The 22,165-nt window shown below is 60.7% G+C and carries 17 protein-coding genes; 5 read left to right on the plus strand and 12 right to left on the minus strand.

Going from position 1 to position 22,165, the window contains the following annotated elements; genetic code table 11:
* Positions 1-386 precede the first annotated feature (386 nt).
* The 7 genes from LPB73_RS15550 to LPB73_RS15580 form a co-directional block, all read right to left on the minus strand.
* Entirely contained in the window at positions 387-731 is a 345-nt protein-coding gene (locus tag LPB73_RS15550; protein ID WP_089268234.1) for a hypothetical protein, read from the minus strand.
* 124 nt (positions 732-855) lie between these two features.
* On the minus strand, positions 856-1,893 hold the full coding sequence (locus LPB73_RS15555) for a transglutaminase-like cysteine peptidase (RefSeq protein ID WP_231077419.1): 1,038 nt from the start codon (positions 1,891-1,893) through the stop codon (positions 856-858).
* Positions 1,894-2,117: 224 nt separating this feature from the next.
* Complete coding sequence (locus LPB73_RS15560; RefSeq protein WP_116660556.1) at positions 2,118-3,452, minus strand: HlyD family type I secretion periplasmic adaptor subunit; 1,335 nt, start codon at positions 3,450-3,452, stop codon at positions 2,118-2,120.
* On the minus strand, positions 3,439-5,625 hold the full coding sequence (locus tag LPB73_RS15565; protein ID WP_231077420.1) for a type I secretion system permease/ATPase: 2,187 nt from the start codon (positions 5,623-5,625) through the stop codon (positions 3,439-3,441). The genes LPB73_RS15560 and LPB73_RS15565 overlap by 14 nt, the downstream gene beginning before the upstream one ends.
* Before the next feature lie 216 nt (positions 5,626-5,841).
* Positions 5,842-7,425 carry a TolC family outer membrane protein gene (locus LPB73_RS15570; protein WP_093761952.1) on the minus strand — a complete coding sequence of 528 codons (1,584 nt, stop codon included), beginning with the start codon at positions 7,423-7,425 and terminating at the stop codon, positions 5,842-5,844.
* 392 nt (positions 7,426-7,817) lie between these two features.
* Positions 7,818-9,230, minus strand: coding sequence for a mannose-1-phosphate guanylyltransferase/mannose-6-phosphate isomerase (locus LPB73_RS15575; protein WP_231077421.1), 1,413 nt, complete (start codon positions 9,228-9,230; stop codon positions 7,818-7,820).
* 9 nt (positions 9,231-9,239) lie between these two features.
* Positions 9,240-10,238 (minus strand): NAD-dependent epimerase, encoded by a 999-nt coding sequence (locus LPB73_RS15580; protein WP_231077422.1) that lies wholly within the window; start codon positions 10,236-10,238, stop codon positions 9,240-9,242.
* 256 nt (positions 10,239-10,494) lie between these two features.
* Here LPB73_RS15580 and LPB73_RS15585 point away from each other — a divergent pair, with 256 nt between their 5' ends.
* Positions 10,495-11,508 carry an MraY family glycosyltransferase gene (locus tag LPB73_RS15585; protein ID WP_231077423.1) on the plus strand — a complete coding sequence of 338 codons (1,014 nt, stop codon included), beginning with the start codon at positions 10,495-10,497 and terminating at the stop codon, positions 11,506-11,508.
* A gap of 7 nt (positions 11,509-11,515) precedes the next feature.
* Here the strand turns inward: LPB73_RS15585 and LPB73_RS15590 are convergent, their stop codons facing one another.
* Genes LPB73_RS15590 through rfaD form a run of 3 tightly spaced genes read right to left on the minus strand, consistent with a single transcriptional unit; the run spans position 11,516 to position 15,895 of the window.
* Positions 11,516-13,426 (minus strand): nucleoside-diphosphate sugar epimerase/dehydratase, encoded by a 1,911-nt coding sequence (locus tag LPB73_RS15590; RefSeq protein ID WP_175366703.1) that lies wholly within the window; start codon positions 13,424-13,426, stop codon positions 11,516-11,518.
* Positions 13,423-14,892, minus strand: coding sequence for a D-glycero-beta-D-manno-heptose-7-phosphate kinase (rfaE1, locus tag LPB73_RS15595; protein ID WP_231077424.1), 1,470 nt, complete (start codon positions 14,890-14,892; stop codon positions 13,423-13,425). Before rfaE1 ends, LPB73_RS15590 begins: the two co-directional genes overlap by 4 nt.
* A 22-nt stretch (positions 14,893-14,914) precedes the next feature.
* Positions 14,915-15,895 (minus strand): ADP-glyceromanno-heptose 6-epimerase, encoded by a 981-nt coding sequence (rfaD, locus tag LPB73_RS15600; RefSeq protein WP_231077425.1) that lies wholly within the window; start codon positions 15,893-15,895, stop codon positions 14,915-14,917.
* A 191-nt stretch (positions 15,896-16,086) separates the two neighbouring features.
* On the opposite strand from rfaD, the gene waaF reads away from it, so the two are divergent.
* Both waaF and LPB73_RS15610 read left to right on the plus strand, forming a co-directional pair.
* Positions 16,087-17,160 carry a lipopolysaccharide heptosyltransferase II gene (gene waaF, locus LPB73_RS15605; RefSeq protein WP_231077426.1) on the plus strand — a complete coding sequence of 358 codons (1,074 nt, stop codon included), beginning with the start codon at positions 16,087-16,089 and terminating at the stop codon, positions 17,158-17,160.
* Entirely contained in the window at positions 17,157-17,687 is a 531-nt protein-coding gene (locus LPB73_RS15610) for an HAD family hydrolase (protein ID WP_231077427.1), read from the plus strand. Before waaF ends, LPB73_RS15610 begins: the two co-directional genes overlap by 4 nt.
* Here the strand turns inward: LPB73_RS15610 and LPB73_RS15615 are convergent.
* Positions 17,669-18,727, minus strand: a complete 1,059-nt coding sequence (locus LPB73_RS15615; protein WP_231077428.1) for a glycosyltransferase family 4 protein — start codon at positions 18,725-18,727, stop codon at positions 17,669-17,671. The genes LPB73_RS15610 and LPB73_RS15615 overlap by 19 nt on opposite strands.
* A gap of 115 nt (positions 18,728-18,842) precedes the next feature.
* On the opposite strand from LPB73_RS15615, the gene galE reads away from it, so the two are divergent.
* Complete coding sequence (gene galE, locus LPB73_RS15620; RefSeq protein WP_231077429.1) at positions 18,843-19,856, plus strand: UDP-glucose 4-epimerase GalE; 1,014 nt, start codon at positions 18,843-18,845, stop codon at positions 19,854-19,856.
* Between the two features lie 9 nt (positions 19,857-19,865).
* Here the strand turns inward: galE and LPB73_RS15625 are convergent, their stop codons facing one another.
* On the minus strand, positions 19,866-20,831 hold the full coding sequence (locus tag LPB73_RS15625; RefSeq protein ID WP_231077430.1) for an AraC family transcriptional regulator: 966 nt from the start codon (positions 20,829-20,831) through the stop codon (positions 19,866-19,868).
* Positions 20,832-21,181: 350 nt separating this feature from the next.
* Here LPB73_RS15625 and LPB73_RS15630 point away from each other — a divergent pair, with 350 nt between their 5' ends.
* Complete coding sequence (locus LPB73_RS15630) at positions 21,182-21,991, plus strand: outer membrane protein (RefSeq protein WP_231077431.1); 810 nt, start codon at positions 21,182-21,184, stop codon at positions 21,989-21,991.
* Positions 21,992-22,165 lie beyond the last annotated feature (174 nt).

Genomic DNA, 22,165 nt, shown 5'->3' on the forward strand with positions numbered 1-22,165 from the left:
GAAAGTATTCGAAAAAACGACTTATTTTATACTTTGTAAGATGACTTCTCATATCGCACTGAACAACGAAATCAGCTCACAACCACAGGCACGTCCGCCAATATTGGACGGGCGCCTGAATTTGCTTTCGCGAGCCGATATCGACAGCCGCGCGAACCGTCGCGCAGTGATCGCCCTTCGCGAGTAAATTTCGAAATGGGACAGTTGCTTAAAGCGCATTCGTGTCACGGCCAGATGGCAAGGTCGCCATTTGCAGTGCGCATTCCGCGAATCTCTGGGATCGCGGACTTGTTCTCCGGACACAGACGTGAATCGGCAAGCTGCGCAGATACGCAACTCGCTATCGCAGGACTGCTATCGCAGGAGATAATTGATAGGATAAAAGTCTAGATGCGGGTAACGACGCACGCGACCGGGCTATACTTGGCCCGATACAACAGCGCGTGCTCGCGAATGCCATCCAGCCATACGCCACGGCCTGCATAGCGATATCCCTCACCCATCGGGATCAGGCGAACAGGCATCGCACGGTGCGGGGTCAGGTACAGATGGCCGGTGACGATATCACCGGGAAAGGTCACCCGGCCGGAGGTCAGCTTGTAGACCGCCCCATTCTGACAATCGACGGAGAAGGCAGCGCCTGGAAGCAGGCCTTCGGCATGCGAGACAGTTGCACCGGAAGCCATTCCGGCCGCCACCAACAAACCCAACAACGTGTGCTTGAAGCGCATCTCAATCCCCTCGTCGACCTCACCCTGGCGCATTAAGAGCCCAAGATGCACGGAAGTACAAGATCGCGAAGCGCATAAAACGTCGATATCAGGCCGATTATCGACGTTGTGTTGTCGAACTATCTCAGAGCGCCAGCGGCAAGGAAGAGCCGCCGCCGAAGCCGTCTATCTCGGCCGCGGGCAACATGTCGGTCTCGCTCTCATGATGGGGACGCGCGGCATAGGGCGCGGCGAACAGGCTAACGCCTTTGTGGTCGATAGCGAAAAGCGGCATGAAATGCGGCAGATCACGTGTTTCCGACAGTCGGGAGTAGCGATTGTCGAGCACCAGCCAGCGGCCATCGACACGGACGGTTAGCACCGCATGGTCCTGGCGCACCGCCATGTCGCGCACCAGCATCATCTTGATATCGGCCTCCGGCACGCCCGTTGCGACGAGCATGGCGAATTTGGCGATCGCATAATCTTCGCAATCACCGATGCCCGCAGACAGCGTCTCAAGCGGCGAACTCCACAGATCGGCGACGCCGTGCTGCTGATAGTCTCCGACATAGCGGATCGCATAGTTGACGTCGCGATTGATCGCCTCGACGCGTGTGCGCAGACCCAACTCGGCGGCAGAACGCGTGACGGCGACAAACTTGCGCGCGCCGGCGGCGCAGTTCTCGCTATCAGCCTTGCAATCCTCGATCGATTTCAAGTCGGCGCGCATACGCTCTTCCACACCGCGCCATTTCGTCCATAGCAACCCTTCAGGCGCGCGGAACGTGAACAGGCCGAACGGCTCCTCGCTGGTGGCAGGCAGGATCGCGGCCGGAGACGGCGCATCGCTGATCACCTTGGCATCTGATCCCTGCGACGCGTCCAAGGATGCGAGTTCGATATTGCCGGGCTTTGCACGGTTCTCGCTGTCACGCTTGGCCAGCACCTGGTTGATCGTGAAGAACCGAACCGGCGGCGCGGTCATGCCCGCGATCGCCGATTCCATCACGGGGCGCTCAAGCACCGTCTTCTTCGCGCGTGACTTTGCAAATGCTCCATCGCAAGCGCTGACGCTTACGACACCGGCGAGCACGAACCCCAGCGCACGCGGGAATGCCCGCGTCTGATCGATACGCAACATGACTGACGCCCCGTTGTCCGGAGCATCGGCCGACGTCATTGCGTCGATCCCCGTCCGGATCTTGTGGCATCAGGGATAAATCGGGGGCTGCTTCAGGCCGGTTAAAACACGTCAACCTGTGCGGGTATGTCGTTGAACGCGCTCAATCGCCTACCAACGCATTCGCTCGAATTTTAGCGAAGCCTGCGTTTTAAGAGTTCGTTGACTCTGATGGACTGGGAGCAAGGTAACATACGGAGCAGCGGAGATGCTCCGTAGCGCTATCAGCGTTCACGAAACGCCTCGTCACGCAGCATGCGCGCAGGCTTCACGAGATAATCCAGCACCGACTTCTTGCCGGTCAGGACTTCCACTGTCGCTACCATGCCGGGAATGATCGGCAGCGGCTGCTCGGCAGTGCCGAGGTGGTTCTTTTCGGTGCGCACCATGACGCGGTAGAACGTCTCGCCGCGCTCATTCTTGTCACCCTTCTCGTCGGTGATGGTATCGGCGCTGATACGTTCGACCCGGCCGTGAAGCGATCCATAGACCGAAGAGTCGTAGGCGCTGAGCTTCACCACCGCTTCATGGTCCGGACGGATGAAGGCGATGTCCTGCGGACGAATGCGCCCCTCGACCAGCAGCGTATCCTCAAGCGGCACGATCTCCATCACGCTGGCGCCTGGTGCAACGACCGCACCGATGGTGGTGACGTTGAGTCTGTTAACGATGCCGTAGACCGGCGACCGCAATTCGGTGCGCCGAACGCGATCCTGCGCGGACTTGATGTTTTCGTCGAGCACCGCGAGATCGCCGCGCGATTTCGCGAGATCATCTTCCGCCGTGGAACGAAATGCCGTGGTGATATTGAGAAGTCGCGACTGCGCTTCCTTCACGGCGGCCTCCGTCTTGACCATGGTTGCCTGCACCACCGCGAGCTGGCCGCGCATGTCGGTGGCCTGCCGGTCGGACCGCAGCATCTCGATCTCGGGAACAACCTTCTGCTCATAGAGCCGGCGCGTCAGCAAGGTTTCGCGGGTCAGCAGCGTCAGCGTCTCGGAGAAGCGGGTTTCCGACGCACGGAGCTCATCGATTTCCTTTTTCTTCTGCCATTCCTGCTGCGCAATCACGTCGATGTCCTGCGCAAGCTTGCGCATATGGGCGTCGAACACGCTACGTTCGGTCTGAACCGCACGCGGTGCAAGCTTCGTGAGATCTTCCGGAAACTCGACGCTGGTCTTGCCGAAGGTCTCCGCTTCCAGTCGGATCACGCGGGCAGCCATGGCACCGCGCCGCTCGCGGATTTCGCCAAACTGCGCCGCGAAGTTGGTATCTTCGATGCGCGCCAGCGGCTGATCCTTTCTGACGATGGCGCCTTCCTGAATCAGCAATTCGCTGATGATGCCGCCTTCAAGCGATTGCACCACCTGGGTCTGGCGCGACGGCACCACCTTGCCATTGCCGCGCTTCACTTCATCCAGCACGGCGAAGTGTGCCCAAAGCAGGAACACGACGAGCAGACCGGTGACGGTCATCAACAACATCCGCGCCGTCCGCGGCGTGCGCATTTCCATGGCCGCACGAACGTCGTTCGAAAATGCGAAATCAGACTGCGACATTGACCGGCCTCCCCGCGGCTTGAGGAGCCTGCGGCTGCGGACGCAAGCGCGTCAGGATCTGATCGGCGGGACCGTCGGCGACGATCTTGCCGTTGTCGAACACGAGAATGCGATCGACCAGCGACAGGAGCGACGGACGATGCGTCGAAACGATAATGGACATCTCACCCTTGGCGAGTGTCTTGAGGCGATCGAGGAATTCACCTTCACTGCGCACATCGAAATGCGCCGTGGGTTCGTCGAGAAACAACACGCGCGGCTTGCGGATCAGCACACGTGCGAGGCCGATCGCCTGCTTCTGGCCGCCCGACAGGCTACGGCCGCCTTCGGCAACCATCATATCGTAGCCCTGCGGATGACCGGCGATGAAGGTCTCGACGCCGGACAGCCGTGCAGCCGCGAGCACTTCCTCATCGGTCGCATCGGGACGGCCAAGCGTGATGTTGTCGCGCAGCTTGCCATAGAACAGATCGGTGTCCTGCAGCACGAAACCGATGCCGGCGCGCAGGTCCGCCGGGTCGTATTGCCGGATATCGATGCCGTCGATCAGGATGCTGCCTTCGCTCGGCGGATAGAACGCCGTCGCCAGACGGCCGACTGTGGTCTTGCCTGAGCCGACCCGGCCGATGATGCCGATCTTCTCGCCAGGCTTCACGTGGAAAGAGATGCCGTCGAGGGCTTTGGCCGGGCTGTTCGGATAGGAAAAGCTGACATTGCGGAATTCGATGCTGCCCTTGGTGATCTCGCGGGCCACGAAGATTTTTTCCGGCGGCCGCTCGCGCTCCGTCGCCATCAGGCGATCGATCGACCGCAGGGCCGACATGGTTTGCGTCGCGCGCGTCATCACGGCCGCGATGCCCGCGATGGGACCGAGAATGCGGCCCGACAACATATTGGCCGCAACCAGCGCACCGACCGACAGCTTGCCGTCAAGAATGAGGAACACACCGACCACGACCAGCAACAGGCTGCACAACTGCGTCGCCACGCTCGCACTGGTCATCGCCAGCGACGACCAGAACTGCACACCTTCGCTTGAACGTGCCGTCGCTGCAACGGAACGTTCCCACACTGTCTGTACGCGGCTTTCGCCGGCGACAGCGCGAACGGTCTCGATACCGTTCAGCGACTCGATGAGGATGCCGTGACGTGCGGCCGATTCCGCCTGCAGACGCTTCATCGCACGATCGAGCGGCCGCTGGATCAAGAGGCCGACGAGGATCATGACGGGCAGCATCGCGAGCGGGATCCAGGCCAGCGGCCCGGCAATCACGAACAGCACCGCAATGAAGATGATCGCGAATATCATATCGGTCGCCGACACGACCGTGCCCGATGTGAAGAATTCGCGCACCGAGTCGAAGTCGCGCATCTGATTGGCGAGAATGCCGACCGAGGGCGGACGCTTGTCCATCTTCAGCGCCATCACATGTTCGAAGATGTTCGACGCCAGCACCACGTCGATCTTCTTGCCGGTCATGTCGATGATGCGGCTGCGGACCACCTTGAGCAGGAAGTCGAAAGCGATCGCCAGCGACAGACCGATACCAAGTGCGACCAGCGACGGGATCGCACCATTCGGGATGACGCGGTCATACACGCTCATGGTGAACAGCGGCGCGGCGAGCGCCAGCATGTTGACGATGAAAGCTGCAATGGCGACATGGCTGTAGTTAGAGCCGAACCGGCTGACGACCGACCAGAACCAGTGCGCCTTCGGCAAATCGCCGGCGGCGACAGCGCGCGGATCGCTGACGGACGCCGGACGGACGAAATAGACGAAGCCGGCATATTTCTCTTCGACGGCTTCGATCCGCTCCATGGCGATTGCACCGTCACCGACGGGGGTTGCCAGTGTCAGACGGCCACTCGCCAGATCGATGCCGCGCAGAATCCGCGTCGAACCATCGTGAAACAGAAGCACAGCAGGCAGGACCAGTGCAGGGATATCCTTGAGCGGTCGCTCGTTCAGTTCGGCCTCGAGGCCCGCCCGCTGCGCCGCGCGCTCATACAGAGCCGTTGTCAGCACGCCGCGCTCGACCGGGAGACCGGCAAGCAGCGCACTGCGGCTGACAGCTCTGCCGTGGTGAGCGGCGAGATAAAGCAGGCTGTCCGTTAACGGATCAGCATGCTGATGCTCGACCTCCGCTACGGGCGCAGCCGGCAGGTCCATTGCAATATCGAACTGGGGTGAGCGAATGTTCAATGCAGCCTCGGAAATTCCAGGCGCCTTGTATGACCCGTGCGCGGATCTACTGGCCTTACAAAATATGACTTGCCAGCTTTACAGGCGATCCTTGCGGAGCGCCTGCACTATTTCGCGGTTCAGACGAATTGCTGAACTTACGGTAAACCCGACCGCGGATTATAAATCCGCGTGCTTAATTGGTTAACGGCGCCCCGCAGAAGCATCGGCCGACACGCTGCCCTGCCCGACCTGGCCCGATGTCACGAACAATGCGTTAGCGTTCGACAGATCTTGCGAGGCCCAGCGATCACCGAACAGCACGGCTTTCGGTTCCAGCGCCGGTGCGAAAGGCGAATTCCAGGTCTGGAAGGGCAAAACCGTATTAAGCGGTTCGGATCCCGGCTCCGGCGCCGTCAGCAGGATCGGCGGCAGGCGATACGGGATAAGACCGGATGCACGGCTCTCGATCGGCTCAGACTCCGGCGGCTTGCCGGTCTTCAGATAGGACAGCAGCTGTCCCATGGCCGCCAGCAACTGATAGTCGGCGAACACGGTGACGCCACGTGCGGACACCAGCGAGACGTTGGCGTTGAAATACTGGTTCTGCGAGTTCAGCAGATCGATCAGCGTGCGCTGGCCGAGCTCGTATTCCTTGTTGTAAGCCACGAAAGTACGGCGAGCCGCTTCAACTTCACGCACCAGCGCCGCTGCACGTTCCGTCGTGATCGTCCGCGCAGCCCATGCCTTGTCGAGCGACTCCAGCGCATCACGCTGCAGGCGTGCATGGCGCTGTTGCTGCTCGATCATGCGTTCGCCAGCTTCGGCGCGCTTCCACGCATCCTGACCGCCGCGGAAGATATCCCAGCTCACAACAACCTTGCCGCTGACTTCGTCGCGGTTGCCCGGATAGGTGATCGAGTCCTTGCCGCGCAGCGCGCGGCCTTCCAGGGCGACGTTCGGAACGAATGCGCCGGCGGTCGAGTCGAAAGCGCGCTTGGCCGCATCGACATCTGCACCAGCGGCGCGGATCGTCGGATTGTACTTGAAGGCGACGTCGAGCGACTCGTTCTTGGTGGCCGGCATATCGGGCAGGCGACCGGGGAAACGCACATTGAACGGTTCAAGACCAACGGTCTTGCGATACTTGGCGCGCGCGAAATCGAGGCTGAGGCGGAAATCCGACAACACGGCCTCTGCTGCAGCCACCCGCTCTTCCGCCTGCTGTGTATCGCCCTCACCGGCACGACCGCCAGCGAAACGCGCACGGACATTGGCGCGCAATTCGAGATGAACCTTGAGATTTTGTTCGGCAAGCGCGACCAGACGCAAATAGCGGGTCACATCGACATAGGCTTCAGCCGCATCGAGCGCGATCAGTTCGGTTCGTTCAAGCACCCGGAACGCCGCAGCATCGACGCGCGCAGCCTGACGCCAGATGTCGTTGATGGACGCAAAGCCGTCGAACACCAGCTGGCGCACCGTTACCGACGCCTCGCTGCCGTTGACATAAGAGCCATTGCCGGCCGGCGCAGGAACGATTGCCCGGTTCAACATCTCGGGGCCGGTATTCGCCTGCAGCCTGATCTGAGGCAGCAAAGTACCTTGGCTCTGGCGAAGCTCGGCTTCGGTGGCGCGGCGATTGGCAGACGCCTCGCCGACACCTGGGTTCGTCTTTACCGCCTGATTGATGGCGTCAAGAATGAAAAATGGTTCGGCTGCATGAGCGAACTTGCCGCTCGATCCCAGCAATACAACTACAAGGAAAATCTTTGCGATCTGCTTCATGGATTGAGCGCTAACAAGAAACGGAACTTGCCGCAATCCGAAAGCCACATTTTGGATCGAAAACTGACTCATTGTTGCAAGAATGCATTACCTCGTCCGGAGGCGGCACGGTCCGCTTATCCGTCACGGCACTGTCATTTTCGGTCCTGATTTCAGGTATTTATCAATTCCTAACAACAGGTTAACACGATTTCGTGAGTGGCAGAACTGCCCCCAGGACGATGAATGCGCGCTGGGCGGGCCAGAGCGCGCCCAATTGTGGCAACCATCGCTATTTCGTAAAATGGAAAAAGATACGACATGAAGGGATCGCGGTAGCCCCTCACCGGCACCAATTCAGGCGAATGCACGCTGTGGGTGCATCGATTCGGGCGAGTATCGCCCGACGGCCGCTAGTTCCGCTTGTAGTCATCCTCGATGCGAACGATGTCGTCCTCGCCAAGATAGCTGCCTGTCTGCACTTCGATCAGCTCGAGCGGAATCTTGCCGGGGTTTTCCAGACGATGCGTGGCACCGAGCGGGATATAGATCGACTCGTTCTCGTGGACGGTCTTGATCAGATCGTTGATCGTCACCTTCGCGCTGCCACGCACAACGATCCAGTGCTCGGAGCGATGGTGGTGCATCTGGAGTGACAGCCGCTCGCCGGCTTTCACCACGAGGCGCTTGACCTGATAGCGCTCGCCATCCTCAAGAGCCTGCACAGATCCCCATGGGCGATGCACCTTGAGATGATCCTCGGTGACCTGTGGCGCCGTGACCTTCAGCTTTGCCACAAGCCGTTTCAAGCCGTTGGCATCCTTCTGACGGGAAACCAGCACGGCGTCGTGCGTCGCCACCACCACGAGATCGTCAACGCCCTCCAGCGCCACCACCGGACCATCGCTGGCCACGTTGCAGTTGCGCGAGTCCTCGAACACCGCCACACCCTGCGCGGCATTGCCCTGCGCATCCTTGTCGGACAGCTCCCACACTGCGAGCCACGAGCCGACATCCGACCAGCCGCAGGACACCGGCACCACGGCCGCCTTCCTCGTCTTCTCCATCACGGCATAGTCGACAGAGATCGATTTTGCCTTCCCGAAAGCGTCCGCATCGAGCGTAAAGAAGCCGAGATCGCGGCCGGCCTTCGCCACAGCGCTGATGATGGTCTCGACACTATCGGCGTCGACACCACGATATTCATCGAGCAGCATCCCCGCCCGAAACATGAAGTTGCCGCTGTTCCAGAGATAGCCGGCCTCAATATAACCGGTTGCCGTCTGCAGGTCCGGCTTCTCGACGAATTTGGCGACGCTCTTCACCTTGTCAGAAAGCGACTGGCCTGGTGAAATATAGCCGTATTCGGTGGCCGGACGCTCCGGTTGCACGCCGAACGTCACGATATGCCCGGCATCGGCAACCACCAGACCAGCCCGGCACGCCGCCACGAAAGCCGGCACGTCGCGCACCACGTGATCAGCCGCAAGTGCAAGCACGACCGCGTCCTCATCGCGGGTTTGGGCGAACGCGGCACCGGCGGCAATGGCCGGGCCTGAATCGCGCCGCGCCGGCTCGAGCAGAATGTCTGCATCGAGCCCGATCTCGGCGAGTTGTTCGCGCACCATGAACCGATAGGCGGCACTGGTGATGACAATGGGACGATCGAACAGGCCAGCATCGGACACGCGAATCACGGTGTCCTGAAAGGTCGAGCGCGGCCCGAATAGTGGCAGAAATTGCTTCGGGCGCCCCTCACGCGACGACGGCCACAGGCGCGTACCGGCACCGCCACACATGATCAGGGGAATAATGCGCTTGCTCATCAGTCGCTCTCAACCCTTCGCGTTCAGATTACCGTAGTGGCTGCGATACCACGTCACGAATTGCCGAATCCCCTCCTCGATCGAGGTATCCGGCTTGAAGCCGACGTCACGCATCAGATCGTCCACATCGGCAAAAGTCTCAGGCACATCGCCCGGCTGCATCGGCAGCATCGTCTTGATCGCCTCAAGCCCCAGTTCCTTCTCAAGAACCGAGACCACATGCAAAAGGTCCTCTGGCTTGTGGTTACCGACGTTGTAGATTCGCGCTGGCGCCTCGTCCTCGCTACCCGTCGGCACATGATCAATCAGCCGCCCGATAGCACCGACAACGTCGTCGACATAGGTGAAGTCGCGTCGCATGTTGCCGTGATTGAAGAGCTTGATCGGCTGCTTGTCGAGGATCGCCTTGGTAAACAGGAAGATCGCCATATCCGGCCGGCCCCAAGGACCATAGACGGTGAAGAAACGAAGCCCGGTGGTCGGCAGGCGATAGAGATGGCTGTAGGAATGCGCCATCAACTCGTTGGCCTTCTTCGTCGCAGCATAGAGACTGACCGGATTGTCGACTCTGTCGCTGACGGAGAACGGTTTCTTCTTGTTGGCGCCATAGACCGAGGATGACGACGCATAGAGCAGATGCGCGCAGCCATTGTGCCGGCATCCTTCGAGGATATTGAGAAAGCCCTCGAGGTTGGCATCGGCATAGGCGTGCGGCTGCTCGATGGAATAGCGCACACCCGCCTGCGCAGCGAGATGAATGACAACAGGGAATTTGTATTCGCCAAACAGCGCCGAGATCGCGGGACGATCTGCCAGATTCGCTCTCACAAAGGTAAAGCGAGGCTGGCCCTCCAGCAGCTTCAGCCGCGCCTCCTTCAGCGCCGGATCGTAATAGCTGTTGACGCTATCGAGACCAACGACCGTTCGGCCTTCGGCCAGCAGCTGCCGCGTCACGTGGAAACCGATGAAGCCGGCAGCACCGGTGACAAAGATGGGTTGTTCAGACATCGTGTCCCCAGACATTCGCCAGAAATCGCCATGTTGCATGACGATCCGTGTCGCATTCCATTAGCCATCCAGGCGATGATGTTGCAACACTTCGGCATCGCAGCATCCGATTGCGTCAGAAGCGCGGCCTTCGCCGCTAGCTATGCCATGAAAACAGGGTAAGAAGAGCCGCCGTGCATAACTCCGAACTATTTGTCTCATTGCGACCCAAATCTTCCCCGCAACGCATGTCTTTCCTGCGATCAATGTCATCCCGATGTCGTCATTCGAATTGATTACAACCTTCGTCGCTCTGGTTGTAGCCGCCGTTCTGTCCGCGGTTTGCATCAACGCTATTCATCCGCTGCTCATCCGCTATGCAATGGCGCGACCGAACGCCCGATCGTCCCACAAGGTGCCGACACCGCAAGGCGCCGGCATCGCGGTGATATCAGTCACACTGCTGGTGGCCGGGCTCTCCGTTGCAGTTCTCCCCGTCTCAGCGACACCGGCACTGTGGGTGCTGTTCGGTGCAACGATCCTGATCGCGACCATCGGCGCGATTGATGATCTGCGTCCGATTTCCGTGACGCCGCGACTGCTGCTGCAAGCCGTCAGTATTGCCGCGATCCTGTTTGCTCTGCCCCCGACACTGCAGATTACACCGGACCTGCCTCTCTGGATCGAACGCGGCTTGCTGCTGCTGGCTGCACTCTGGTTCGTCAATCTCGTGAATTTCATGGATGGGCTCGACTGGATCACAGTGGCCGAAGTGATTCCGATCACTGCGGCGCTGGTGCTGATCGGCTTCTCCGGGCAACTGCCGTTATCGACGGCGCTCATTGCCGCTGCACTATGCGGCGCCACACTCGGCTTCGCGCCGTTCAATCGGCCCGTTGCGAAGATGTTTCTGGGCGACGTCGGCAGCCTTCCCATCGGGCTGTTGCTGGCTTGGTGCTTCCTGCAACTGGCCTATGCGCACCATCTGGCTGCCGCCATCCTGCTGCCGCTGTATTACCTTGCCGACGCGACCATCACCCTGCTCCGGCGGGTGGCAAAACGCGAGCCGGTGTGGCTGGCGCATCGCTCGCACTTCTATCAGCGCGCGACGGACAATGGCTTCGCCGTGATCGAGGTTGTGCGAACGGTGTTCGTGCTCAATATCGGCCTGGCGGTACTGGCCGGGCTGTCGATCTATCTCCGCTCAAGCGTCGCCGACACAGCTCTGCTTGTCCTTGGCAGCGTCGCCGTCGCCGCGGTATTGAAGGCATTCTCGACGCCGCGCCGCTGACGCAGACTCACTGCGCCGCCGCCCGATATTCCGGCACCGCATCCTTCAACGTCGCCACAGCGACCTCGTGCTGATCCGCCTCAATGGCTTTCTGCAAGATCGCAAGCCAGCTGTTCAGCGTCTCCAGCGGCAGTTCGTTCGGGCGGGCAGCGACGATGCCAGCAATACCGATCTCGCTGGTTGGCTCCTGCTCGGCGAACAATATCTCGTTGAGCCGCTCGCCCGGTCGGACACCGGTGAACACGATATCGATATCGTAGCCGGGCTGAAGACCGGACAGCCGGATCATGCGGTCGGCGAGATCGACGATCTTCACCGGTTGCCCCATGCTGAGCACATAGACCGATGCATCGGCATGCTGCGCGTTCATCGCATGGGTTGCCGCGGTGACGACTAGATCGCAGGCCTCGCGGATGGTCATGAAGTAGCGCACCATATCGGGGTGCGTCACCGTCACCGGCCCACCGGCTTCGATCTGCGCCTTGAACTTCGGCACGACGGACCCATTCGACGCCAGAACATTACCGAACCGCACCGAGATTAGCCGCATGGGTGATTTGGCGTCACTGCCGCTGATGGCGTCGCCATCGAGCGCCTGGCAATACATCTCGGCAAAACGCTTGGTGAGGCCAAGCATCGACACCGGCTCGATTGCCTTGTCGGTCGAGATCATCACCATCGCATCAGCGCCCGATGCGAGCGCCGCATCGGCGACATTCACAGAACCGAAGATGTTGGTCTTGACACCCTCGCCCCAGTCACGCTCCAGGATCGGCACATGTTTCAGCGCAGCTGCGTGAAACACCGCATCCGGCTTGAAGGCGATCATCAGTTGATGAATGCGCTCGCGGTCCCTGACATCGGCGATGCGGCCCTCGATCGCTGCGCTGGTGACTTTGGCCGCCAGCTTTTCCATAGCCGCATGAAGCGCCGGTTCTGAATTCTCGATAATGAGCAGCCGTGCCGCGCCGAACGTGATGACGCGGTCGCAGATCTCGTAGCCGATCGAGCCGCCACCGCCGGTCACGACGATCGCCTTGCCGCGCACGAAATTCTCCAGTCGGGCATAGTCGATCTTGACGCTCGGCCGCAGCAACAGATCCTCGACTGCCACCGGCGCCAATTGCGGCGTATCGCGGCTTTCCTCGAGTGACGGAATCCGGCTGACCGTCAGCCCGAGCTTGCGCGCACGCATCAGTACCGACTCGGGCAACGCCTCTGCTTCAAACGCCGACGGCGTCATCACGATCCGTTCGATCGGGCGTTGCCGCGTGCTGAAGTCATCAACGACATTACCGAGATCGTCGATGCCGCCGAGGACCGGCACACCTCGGATCGCCTGTCCGCGATCGGACATCGCCGGCGACAAGATACCAACCGGCCACATGCGCTTGACGGCACCACTCTCAATGCCGCGCAAGAACACCTCGGCATCGGCCGCACGACCAATCAGCAGTGCCGGTGACGCATCCATCGCGCGCGCCTGATTGCGCGTACGCGTGTAGCGGAAATAGCGATAGGCCAGTCGTGATCCGCTCAGAAAGAATATCTGGATGAACCAGTAGATGATGATCGTTGTCTTGCCGAGGAAGAACGTGCCGTACACGTTCGGCGCCAGGAAGATATAGTCGAGCACCAGAAGCGCGCCCGTCAGCACCGTGGATGCCTTGATGATATTCAGCAGGTCTGGCAGCGAAATGAAGCGCCACTTCGTCGTCGTCAGATTGAACAGGTAACAGACGAAAAAGCTGAAGACGACGAAATACGGCAGGATCTTCAGGAGCAGCGGCAGCCGATCCCACAGATTTTCGCCATCGAAACGCAGCACGAAGCTGAGAACGACCGCGGCCGCCGTGACGATGGCGTCATGCGTCGCAATCAGCCAGTTACGGGCAGAAAACTGTGTGATGCGTGTCATGACTGTCCGCTGCGCGCGCGCTCGACCAGCGACGTCGTGCTGTGGCCTTGGAGGATATCGATCAGGATCACCTCTCCGCCGTTGGCGGCGACAACCTCATGGCCAACCACCTGCTCTCGCGTGTAATCGCCGCCTTTGACCAGCGTCGCCGGCGCGATCTGCGTAATCAGGTTCAGTGGGGTATCCTCTTCGAAAATCACGACCAGATCGACCGCCTCCAGCGCCGCAAGCACTTCTGCGCGGGCGCGTTCGTCCTGCACCGGGCGCCCCTCGCCCTTCAGACGCTTCACCGACGCGTCGCTGTTGAGGCCGACGATCAGGCGATCGCAAGTCGCGCGCGCTGCCGTCAGAACCTTTACATGACCGGGATGCAGGATATCGAAACAGCCGTTGGTGAAACCGATCCGCAACTGCTGCTTGCGCCAGTCGGCCAGTTGCGCATTGAGCTCAGTTGATGCCACGATTTTCTCTTCAGCGGCCAGAAACGCATGCGGCAAAATCCGGCGACGCAGTTCGGACGGTGTGACCACCGCCGTCCCCTTCTTGCTGACAGCGACCGCTGCTGCGGCAGTTGCCGCGCGCAACGCCGCTTCCCAGTCAGCCCCGGCCGCCAGCGCTACAGCCAGCATCGCCGCCACCGTATCACCGGCGCCCGAGACGTCGCGTACCTTGACCGGCAGCGCCGGCACATGGATGGGCTCACCATCGCGTGGCACCAACGTCATGCCATGCTCGCTCTGGGTTACCAGCATCGCGGCGCAGTCCGCCAGAATCATCGCTTCCTGCGCGGCAGTCGCGATGTTGATGTCGCTATCCGCACGGCTGCGCGTTGCCTCGGCGAATTCCTTGCGGTTCGGCGTCAGCAAGGTCGCGCCGCGATAAATCGCAAAATTTGCGCTCTTGGGATCGACGATGACGCGCTTGCCGAGCTTCTTCGCCGCATCGATAACGTTGCGGATCACCCGCGCGGTCAGCACACCCTTGGCGTAGTCAGACAGCAGTACGATGTCGGCACGCGCGAGCTGCGGCAAAATTGTATCGATCAATTGCTTTTCGACGGACGCGGACGCAGGCGCCGCCAGTTCCCAGTCGGCGCGCAGCATATGTGTCGAGAAATGCTCGGACACGAAGCGCACCTTGCGCGTCGTCGGACGCGATGAATCCGCAACCAGCAATGCTTCGATCAGAGGCTCCTGCGCGAGCGCATTCTTGAGCGTTGCACCGGCATCGTCCTCACCGACCAGACCGACAAAGATGCATTTCGCGCCGAGGGCTGCAATATTGCGTGCGACATTTCCGGCGCCGCCGATATTGATCTCGCTGCGCTGAACCGCGATGACCGGCGCAGGTGCTTCCGGCGAAATCCGCGACACCTCGCCATAGACGAATTCGTCGAGCATCAGATCGCCGACGCAGAGCACTGTCTGGTCGGCAATCGCGTGCGACAGGGCGTCGAAATCAAACATCACACCGGTACCTGTTGTGCCGTCAACGGAAGCGATCGGGCTGGTCGAGGAAGCCCTTCACATAATGCGAGACCGCATCTTCCAATGTTGTAAAACCGCCGTTGTAGCCGGCGCCGCGCAACCGATCGACTTCGCTCTGCGTGAAGTACTGATAGCTGCCGCGAATCTGCTCGGGCATGTCGATATAGTCGATGTTCGGCCTGGTGCCGAGTGCAGTGTAGGCAGCCAGCATCAGATCCTTGAAGCTGCGTGCGGTTCCGGTGCCGACATTGAAGATGCCGCTGACATTGGGTGACGCCAGCAGCCACATCATTACGCGGACGACGTCCTCGACATAGATGAAGTCGCGGCGCTGATCGCCATCGGCAATACCTTCGCGATGCGACTTGAACAGCTGGATGCTGCGGCCGGCCTTGATGTCGTCGAAGCGCCGCGCCAGCACGCTCATCATCGAGCCCTTGTGGTACTCGTTCGGCCCGAACACGTTGAAGAACTTCAGGCCGGCCCATTGCGGCGGCATCTTATCGCCCTTGGCGACGCGCTCGGCCACCGCGAGGTCGAACAGGTGCTTGCTCCAGCCATAGAGATTCATCGGCCGCAGTTTCTTGAGTTCAGGAACGCTCTGCTCGTCGCGAAAGCCCTCCGCGCCGTCGCCATAGGTCGAAGCGGACGATGCATAAATCAGCGGCGTCGCATTGGCCGTGCACCAGTCCAACAAGCGCATCGACAGCCGGAAGTTCGTCTCGATGACCAGATCACCGTCGGTCGCGGTGGTTTCCGAAATCGCGCCGAGATGAATGACCGCATCGAGCTTGCGGCCCTTCAGCCAGTCCATCAGCTCGGTTGGCGGCACCACATCCGCAAGTTGCCGCTTGGCGAGATTACGCCATTTTCCATCATGGCCGAGCACATCGCAGACGGCCACGTCCGCGCGGCCGGCGTCGTTCAACGCGGCCACGACATTCGATCCGATAAAACCGGCCCCTCCGGTCACAAGCAGCATGAAGTCCCCGATCTCATGATTGACCCACCTTTGCCTCAACCCTGCCCCACAGGCAACTTGGGCGCAGGGATGTCATAAAGACCGTGGGGACATATTTGGAAGCAACCCAAATGGCTTTACCTGCCGGAACGGAGCGGGTACCGATTTGAGCCGGATGTTGCCTGCGGCAGAACAGCGAAGTCCTTGAAAGAATGAACGTAAATTCCCCATACCAGGGCGTGATGGTCGATCCGGACGATACCCGGCCGATCCTGATCGTGCCCTATATGTGGATCGGCGATTTCGTCCGGGGTCATACGGTCGTCCGGGTCCTGAAAGAGCGCTGGCCGAACCGGCCGGTTGATTTGCTGGTGACCAGACTGGTCGCCCCGCTGGTCGACTACATGCCGGGCGTACGCTCAGGCATCGTCTGGGACCTGCCGCGCAGCCAGCTCGCGCTCGCCAAGCAATGGGAACTGGCGGACACCCTCCGCGCACGGAACTACGGCACCGCGCTGGTGATGCCGCGGACCTGGAAATCGGCTCTGGCACCCGCTCTGGCCGGCATCCCGGAGCGCATCGGCTTTGTTGGCGAGGCGCGCTTCGGCCTGATCAACCAGTGGCGCTGGGGCGAGAAGAAGCTGCCGCGCATGATCGACAAGAAATGCGCGCTGGCGCTGCCGGAGGGCACGCCGCTGCCGCCGGAATGGCCGGTGCCCCAGTTCCGCGTGCCCGCCGACGAGATCGCGCGCTGGCGGCAGGCCAATGGGCTGGGAGCCGGTCCGGCAGTGGCGCTCGGACCCGGCTCGGTGGGCTCGTCCAAGCGCTGGACCTATTATGCCGAGGCAGCAAAACTGCTGGTCGCGCGCGGGCTGGACGTCTGGGTCATCGGCGGCCCCGGCGAGAAGGACCTCGCCAATGAGATCATTGCTGCCGCCGGTCCCCGCGCCCGCGATCTTACGACCAACGACCTACGCAATGGCGTGATCGGCATGGCCGCCGCCAATGTCGCCGTGGCCAACGATTCCGGCCTGATGCATATTGCGGCCGCCGTGGGCACGCCAACCGTCGGCATTTTCGGACCGACCAGCCCGCAACTATGGGGCCCCCTCAATCCGCTGGCGGCGACAGTACAGACCAAGACCATCGTTCCCTGCCAGCCTTGCCACAGGCCGGTCTGCACCATGAATAACCACGCCTGCATGCGCGACATCCCGGCCGACGACGTTGCCGGAATCATTCAAGGCGTGATGGCCGAGGCATCCAACAGAAGCGCGCAGATATGACGACAACGCAAACAAAGCCCGCTGCGTTTCTGGATCGCGACGGCGTCATCAATTACGACGACGGCTATATGGGCACATCCGATCGCATCCGCTGGATGCCGAATGCGGCCAAGGCCATTCGCCGGCTCAACGACGCCGGCTATTTCGTCTTCCTGTTTTCGAACCAGTCCGGCGTCGCACGCGGTTATTTCACCGAAGACGAGCTCAATACGCTGTTTAAGTGGATGCGCTCCGAACTCGCCGCACAAGGCGCCCGCATCGATGACGTCCGCTATTGCCCGCACCATCCGGCCGGATCAGTTGCGGGCTATCTGGAAGATCATCACTGGCGTAAGCCGAGCCCGGGCATGATCCTCGATCTGATGCAGCACTGGCCTGTGCAACGCAAAGGCAGTTTTGCCATCGGCGACCGCGATACGGATATCGAAGCGGCCAAGGCCGCGCATCTACCCGGCTTCCTGTTTGCCGGCGGTGACTTGGACGCGTTCGTTGCGGATATCCTGCAGGGTCAGAGCAGCCTGCGATAAACTTCCGCGATTCCGCGCGCTTCTGCATCGAGGCTGAATTTGTCGAGCACACGCTGGCGCGCACGTTCACCCATGGCTGCAGCGGCATCGGGATCGCGCATCAGCGGCTCCAATGCTAGCGTGAGTGCCACTGCATCGCCGGTTGGCACGAGCTTGCCCGTCACGCCCTCCTCGACCACGATCTCCGCGGCGCCCGCACGCGTTGCGACCAGCGCTGCTCCTGCAGACATCGCCTCGATCAGTGTCAGACCGAAGCCCTCATTGCGCGAGGTAAATGCGTAAATCGTCAGGCGTCGATACCATCGCCCGACCTCTTCGATCGGCAATTCGCCGGTGATGACGATGCGCGACTGCAGACCGGCGTCAGCGATCTTCTTCTTGAGCTCATTGGCAAAGCCGATCTGGTCCGGCGTGATTGCCCCGACAATGACAGCGGTGAAATCCGGATAGCGCGGCAACAACTCGCACATCGCATCGACGAAAAGATCAGTTCCCTTCTGCGCACGCACGCGGCCGAAGCAACCAATCGCATAGCGCCCCGGTAAACTCGCTTCCGCAAACGCCGCCGCACGATCGATGGGCGGCGCGTAGCGATCGGTATCGACGCCATGCGTCACCACAGTCGCCGATCGCTTCAGATACGACGCGGAGATCTCGCTGGTGGCGATGATGGCGTCCATCCTGCCGATCAGCCAGCGCGTGATCCACGTATGATGGCGCTGCGCAGCCGAGGTAAAGAGCAGTTTCAGCGGCCACCCGAGCGCCTTGAGCAGAACGCCGGCAATCATCTCGTTGTTGCGCCGCGCGTGCCAGATCACCGGCTTGCGGCGCAGCCACAATTTCACGAGATCGCCGATATCCATGCGCGCAATGCCGGCGGGCGCGTCGGATCCAAGCCAAGCCGCGTCGAACATGTCTGCGAGTTTCGGCGCCACCATGCGATTGGTCGCCGTCACACCGGAGTAGCGCCAGTGCAGATTCGTGACGATCAGCTGCAGTTTATCGGCCGTTTTGCCCGCAATCGGCACAGGTGACTCCATTTCGCCCGATTTCCTATACGCAACATTAAGCATAGTGGCCAGTTGCCGGCCGTCGAAACCCACTCTTCATCCCGGGCGCGATAGCGTTCCCAAAACGGGAGAGTGAGTAAATCCAATGACCGTCCTTGTCACCGGCGGCGCCGGTTATATCGGAAGTCACATGGTCCATGCGCTGGTGGAAGCCGGCGAGAGCGTGGTCGTGATCGACAATTTGTCGACGGGCTTCTCAACATATCTCCCGGAGGGCGTTCCGCTGTTTATCGGCGATATCGCTGATGAGAACCTTGTCGAGGGCGTCATTGCTGCCCATGGCATCGACGCCATCATCCATTTTGCGGGCTCTGTCGTCGTGCCGGAATCGATGCGCGACCCGCTTGCCTACTATCGCAACAACACGATGACGACACGCAACCTGCTCAGCGCGGCAGTGAAATGCGGCGTCAAAAAATTTATCTTCTCGTCGACCGCTGCCGTCTACGGCAATCCCGATTTCACGCCGGTGGCAGAAGATGCCCCAACGCGTCCGCTGTCGCCTTACGGATCATCGAAGCTGATGACCGAGATCATGCTGCACGACATCGCACCGGCCTATGGCATGGAGTTCGTCGCGCTGCGTTACTTCAACGTCGCCGGCGCCGATCCGCAGGGCCGCACCGGTCTGGCCACCATGGGCGCGACGCATCTGCTCAAGATCGCCGTCGAGGCCGCCACCGGCCAGCGCAGCAAGATCGACGTATTCGGAACCGATTACCCGACGCCCGACGGAAGCTGCATCCGCGACTTCATCCATGTTAGCGACCTCGTTCAGGCCCACCGCGCCGCATTGAGCTACCTGCGCGAAGGCGGCGCATCCACGACCCTGAATTGCGGCTATGGCCGCGGCTATTCGGTGCTGGAAACCATCGAAGCCGTGCGCCGTGCATCGGGCCGAAATTTCGCGGTTCAATACGCCCCGCGCCGCGACGGCGACATCATGACCATGATCGCCGATACCACCCGAATCCGCGCGACGCTCGACTGGACGCCCCAATACGACGATCTCGAAACCATCGCCCGCCACGCGCTGGCCTGGGAAGAGAAGCTCGCCCGCGAGCGCCATGGCATCGAATTGATGGCGAAATCGGCCTGAGTAGTTAGATCAGCGCCGGCACTGCGTCGGCGTCTCTCCGAAACGCCGTCGAAACCGCTGATTGAAGTATGAGATCTCGTTGAAGCCACTGGCCAGCGCGATCTCACTGATCTTCAGCCGATCGCCCTGCTCGCTCGTCAGCAAACGCATTGCATGTTGCAGACGGCACTCCAGAAGGCGTTCGGTGAAACTCGATCCGGTATCTTGCAGAAGGTCCTGGAGATAGCGCGGCGACAAATCCAACCGACGCGCGACCTGCCCCACCGAGAAACCCGGATCCGCGAAATGGCGATCGATCTCGGCGATGATTTCCTGCGTTCGCGACGCGCGCAGACCGCGCATCGACGCAAGTTGCGCAGCGTCGCCGCGGGCACCTAGCGCGAGCGCCGTCAGATCCAGCAATGTCGTGCTGATATGGCTGTCGAGCTCCGCATCATGCGGATCGCGCAGCAGATCGACCGAGATGTCGATGTAGCGTCTCAGATGAGCCACGGCTGCGCGCCGTTCGTCGAGCGGCTGGATCAGGAGATCGTCGACATTGCCAATGAGGGGCAACAGGCGCTCCCTGCTGACGGTCAGCGTCGTCGACGAGAAATCCGCATCCGATCGCAAATCGGCCGGACGTCCGTTTGTGCCAAGAAATGCGCGATCTGACGACAAGGCCGTCTCGCGCCCGACCTGATCGACAACCAGCATCCCCTCGCCTCGATGAAACATCAAACAGAAATCATCGTCGGGTCCGCGCGAGATTGCCGTTCTGGATCGCCGGATTCGACTGAACGTGCCGCCGAACCGCGTGACCCGCACCTTCGAATAATCTGCCCAGTGCACGAAGGCCGAGAATGGCCGATCTTCGGCACGTGTGATGTCCACGCAGCAGGTGAGCGCTTCCATGTTTTCGCACCACAGTGCGAATTTCTGATGATCCAGCAATTCCGGATCAAATCCATCTGAGACAAAACTGGCCTGATGCATGCGTCCAACTCATTTCCGACGACCAATGTAGCAGCACCAAGCGACCGCATCACGAATAAATGTTCGGCATGACAACATCAGACGTCAGCAACTGCGCTTGTGTAGTGCGCATATGTGCTGTTGCGACAACGCCACATCGACGCGAAGTTTAGTGGCAGTGCGCGAGAACTAAAATCTGCTACGCGCGTGAACAAGACCTCTCCGCCAGCCCTGTCATTGTGCACGTGGAAGCCGCGAGTCCCGGCATCATTCGCAGATGTCTTCGCTCGACGACACTTCACATGCGATCGCTGATGACGGCGATGCATCGGAAATCACTTGCCGAGAGCAAGAAACTGAGGGGCCTGATCATGAAGAGAGTATTCGCTGGCGCAGCACTGCTTATCGGTGTAGCCGTTCCTGCCATTGCGGCCGACATGCCCTATCCGGTGAAGGCGCCCGTCGCGCCCGTCCAGGTGTTCTCTTGGACCGGCTTCTACGTCGGCGCCAATGTCGGTTTCGGCGGCGACAAGTTCGACTATCCATTTCAGGCTACACAGCGGCAGTTGCAGGCCGAAACTGATCCTCTGGTTGCCAGCACCGCGGGTAAATTCAGCCTAACCTCAAGCGGTTTCTTCGGCGGCGGACAGGCTGGTTACAACTATCAATACAACGGCGGCTTCGTCGTCGGCATCGAGACCGACTTCCAGTGGTCCGGCATTAAGGGCCGATTCGAGGGTAATCAGACGCTGAACAATAACGGCGTGACCACGTCCGCGGCATTCGGCACCGGCTCCGAAGTCGAATGGTTCGGCACGATTCGCGGGCGGCTCGGCTATGCATGGGACCGCGTGTTTCTGTACGGCACCGGCGGCGGCGCCTATGGCCGGGTCAACACCAACGGGAACTTTACTCTGACCGGCCCGAATGGTGTGCTCGGCCAGGTTGCGGCGGTGTCAGCCGGCCAGACACAGTGGGGCTGGACCGCGGGTGCCGGCCTTGAATATGCCTTCGCGCCCCAATGGTCATTCAAGACCGAATATCTCTATGTGGATCTCGGCCGGAGCACGCTGTTCTCCACCGCCGTCAACGACGTCGCCAATGGCTTCTCCTCCAACTCCAGCATCTCGGTCGATACCAGGTTCCACACCATGAAAGCGGGCGTGAATTACCGGTTCTGATCGGGTTACATCCTGCCAACCGGAAGCATGGCGCTACCTGTCGCGTGCCGTGCTTTCGAGAGATTCTAGGGCAAAATCGGCCCGAATCCGGCGACGGACACCGCCGGGCCAATGGGTTAACAAAGTCTTGGCAAGCCCGATTTTGGCTTGAAAAACCGCGATTTAACGGGCAAT

Source organism: Tardiphaga sp. 37S4 (genome assembly GCF_021044645.1).
GTDB classification, from domain to species: Bacteria; Pseudomonadota; Alphaproteobacteria; order Rhizobiales; family Xanthobacteraceae; genus Tardiphaga; species Tardiphaga robiniae.